The sequence below is a fragment of the Hydrogenophaga sp. FW305-3-2-15-A-LB1 genome (assembly GCF_058787875.1).
Genome location: NZ_JBYTAE010000164.1, coordinates 1 through 3,481, shown reverse-complemented (window position 1 = coordinate 3,481; position 3,481 = coordinate 1). Strand labels below are relative to the sequence as shown.

Sequence of the window (3,481 nt, the reverse complement as noted above, 5' to 3'; positions counted from 1 at the left end):
TCCCGACCCCGCCCCGCCTCTCTGCCCTGCAGGTGCTGGCCTGCGGCGCCCTGATCGTCACCCTGTCCATGGGCATCCGCCACGGCTTCGGCCTGTGGCTGCAGCCCATCACCCAGGCGCAGGGCTGGTCCCGCGAGACGTTCTCGTTCGCCCTGGCGATCCAGAACCTGTCCTGGGGGATCTTCGGCATCTTCGCCGGCATGGCGGCCGACCGTTTCGGCGCCTTCCGCGTGCTGATCGGCGGTGCGGTGGCCTATGCCCTGGGTCTGGCCGGGATGGCGCTGAGCACCTCGTCTCTGGGTTTCGCGCTCACCACCGGCGTGCTGATCGGCGCGGCCCAGGCCGGCACCACGTACGCGGTGATCTACGGCGTGATCGGCCGGCAGATTCCGGCCGAGAAGCGCTCCTGGGCCATGGGCGTGGCCGCCGCGGCCGGGTCGTTTGGCCAGTTCCTGATGGTGCCGGTGGAAGGCTGGCTGATCAGCAGCTTCGGCTGGCAACAGGCCCTGCTGTTCCTCGCGGGCGCCGTGCTGCTGGTGATGCCGCTGGCCCTGGGCCTGCGCGAGCCGGGCTTCGCGGGCGGCGCGCCGGTGCACCGCGAACAGACCATTGGCCAGGCCTTGCGCGAGGCCTTCCGCTACCGCAGCTTCCAGCTGCTGATGGCCGGCTATTTCGTCTGCGGTTTCCAGGTGGTGTTCATCGGCGTGCACATGCCCAGCTACCTCAAGGACCACGGCCTGTCGCCCCAGGTGGCGAGCTACGCGCTGGCGCTGATCGGCCTGTTCAACGTGATCGGCACCTACGCCGCTGGCGCGCTGGGCCAGCGCCTGGCCAAGCGCCACATCCTGGCCTTCATCTACTTCGCGCGCGCCGCGGTGATCGCCGTGTTCCTGATCGCGCCGCTCTCGCCCATGAGCGTCTACGTGTTCTCCGCCGTCATGGGCCTGCTCTGGCTCTCCACCATTCCACCCACCAACGCGGTGGTGGCGCAGATCTTCGGCGTGGCCCACATGTCCATGCTGGGCGGCTTCATCTTCTTCAGCCACCAGATCGGCAGCTTCCTGGGCGTGTGGCTGGGCGGCGTGCTGTACGACAGGACCGGCAGCTACGACATCGTCTGGTACCTCGCGATCGCGCTGGGCGTGTTCGCCGGGCTGGTGAACCTGCCGGTGCGCGAAGGCCCGATCGCGCGCGCCCCGCAGCGCGTGGGAGCCGCGGCGTGAAGCCTGTGGCCGTGCGCGCCCTGGCCTGGGCCGCGGCTGGCGCGGCCCTGCTGGCGACGTTCGCGCTCTACCACCGGCCCGAGTTCCTGGTGAACCTGGCCGACCAGATCTGGAGCTGCTTCTGATGCATGGCACCGAGGCGCCTTCGGCGTGGGTGCGGCGCTGGTCGCACCTGGTGCCCACCGGCGGTTCGGTGCTCGACGTGGCCTGCGGCCAGGGTCGCCACCTGCGCTGGTTCGCCCAGCGGGGCCACCCCGTCACCGGCGTGGACCGCTCGCCCGAAGCCATCGCCGCCGTGCAGCCCCTCGGCCGCGCCGTGCTGGCCGACATCGAGAACGGGCCCTGGCCGTTCGACGGCGAGCGGTTCGACGCGGTGATCGTCACCAACTACCTCTGGCGCCCCCTGCTGCCCCGCATCGTGGACAGCGTGGCCGAAGGCGGCCTGCTGCTGTACGAGACTTTCGCGGCCGGCAACGAGAGCGTGGGCAAGCCCTCGCGGCCCGACTTTCTGCTGCAACCGGGCGAACTTTTGCAGGCCAGCCAGGGTCTGCACGTGGTGGCCTATGAAGATGGTTTCTGCGACCGCCCCGAGCGCTTTGTCCAGCGCCTGGCGGCGGTGCGAAAACGGCCCGGGACCCCCGTGCCGCCCCCCAGGTATCCGCTGGATGCCACTGGGTAGAATGCAAGATTCGCGCGCGCTGCCCGCCCCACCGGGGCGATGCAGGGTGGACGCCTCCATTTGAGCCTTTAGCCTATGAACCCCATCACCGGCAGCATCGTGGCCCTGGTCACGCCCATGCATGAAGACGGCAGCGTCGACTACCCCACGCTGCGCAAACTGATCGACTGGCACATCACCGAGGGCACGGACTGCATCGGCGTGGTCGGCACCACGGGCGAATCGCCCACGGTCAACGTCGAGGAGCACTGCGAGATCATCCGCGTCTCGGTCGAGCAGGCCAAGACGCACGGCGCCAAGCGCGTGCCCATCATGGCCGGCTGCGGCGCCAACTCCACCGCCGAGGCCATCGAGCTCGCGCGCTTCGCCCAGAGCGTGGGCGCCGACTGCCAGCTGCAGGTCGTGCCCTACTACAACAAGCCCACGCAAGAGGGCCAGTACCAGCATTTCAAGGCGATCGCCGAAGCCGTGGGCGACCTGCCCACCGTGCTCTACAACGTGCCCGGCCGCACCGTGGCCGACATGGCGCACGACACCGTGCTGCGCCTGGCGCAGGTGCCCGGCATCGTCGGCATCAAGGAAGCCACCGGCAACATCGAGCGCGCGCAGTGGCTGATCCGCGACGTGCCCAAAGGTTTCTCGATCTACTCGGGCGACGACCCGACCGCCGTGGCCCTCATGCTGTGTGGCGGCCAGGGCAACATCAGCGTCACCGCCAACATCGCCCCGCGCCTGATGCACGAGCTGTGCGTGGCCGCGATCGCGGGCGACGTCAAGCGCGCCATGGCGATCCAGCTCCAGCTCATGCCGGTGCACAAGAACCTGTTCGTGGAAGCCAACCCGATCCCGCTCAAGTGGGCCATGGCCCGCATGGGCCTGTGCAACGAGGCCATGCGCCTGCCGATGACCCCCATGACGCGCTCCCTGGCGCCCGTGGTCGAAGGCGCGCTGAAGCAGGCCGGCCTCATTTCCTGACCCCTTTCGTTCCTACCGAGCCCCATTCATGTCCAACCGAACCCTGTCCTCGACCCCGCGCATCCTGACCCGCCTGGGCCTCCTGGCCGCCGCCGCCCTCGTGGTTTCGGGCTGCTCGATGCTGCAGGAAGACAAGATCGACTACAAGAGCGCCAAGCGCGGCAGCACCCTGGACGTGCCGCCCGACCTGAGCCAGCTCACCCGGGATTCGCGCTACAACGTGCCCGGCTCGGTGGTCACTGCCAGCGGCTATGAAACCGCCCAACCCGCGCAGGCCACGGCCGCCAGCACCGCCGCCGTGAGCGTGGGCGACGTGCGCATCGAGCGCGCAGGCAACCAGCGCTGGCTCGTGGTGAGCCGCCCGGCCGACAAGCTCTGGAGCCCGGTGCGCGATTTCTGGCAGGAAAACGGTTTCCTGCTCGACATCGACCAGGAAGGCCTGGGCATCATGGAAACCGATTGGGCCGAGAATCGCGCCAAGCTGCCGCAGGACTTCATCCGTTCGACCATCGGCAAGGTGTTCGAGAACCTCTACTCCACCGGCGAACGCGACCGTTTCCGCACCCGCTTCGAACGCACCGCCAACGGCGGCACCGAGATCTAC

General features: G+C 69.0%; 4 protein-coding genes and 1 pseudogene. All 5 read left to right on the top strand.

What is annotated here, in order from left to right:
- The coding region (locus AC3WPZ_RS27730; RefSeq protein WP_492442566.1) for an MFS transporter at positions 1–1,223 on the top strand (1,223 nt) is incomplete at its 5' end.
- A complete protein-coding gene (locus AC3WPZ_RS27725; RefSeq protein ID WP_382159564.1) occupies positions 1,220–1,348 on the top strand; it encodes a hypothetical protein in 129 nt (42 codons plus the stop codon). The genes AC3WPZ_RS27730 and AC3WPZ_RS27725, both read left to right, overlap by 4 nt.
- Positions 1,348–1,902 carry a class I SAM-dependent methyltransferase gene (locus AC3WPZ_RS27720; protein WP_492442564.1) on the top strand — a complete coding sequence of 185 codons (555 nt, stop codon included), beginning with the start codon at positions 1,348–1,350 and terminating at the stop codon, positions 1,900–1,902. Before AC3WPZ_RS27725 ends, AC3WPZ_RS27720 begins: the two co-directional genes overlap by 1 nt.
- A gap of 75 nt (positions 1,903–1,977) precedes the next feature.
- Positions 1,978–2,877: a 4-hydroxy-tetrahydrodipicolinate synthase gene (dapA, locus tag AC3WPZ_RS27715; protein WP_382159570.1), complete on the top strand. Its 900-nt coding sequence runs from the start codon at positions 1,978–1,980 to the stop codon at positions 2,875–2,877.
- Between the two features lie 28 nt (positions 2,878–2,905).
- A pseudogene (locus AC3WPZ_RS27710) lies at positions 2,906–3,481 on the top strand (outer membrane protein assembly factor BamC); the annotation flags it as partial.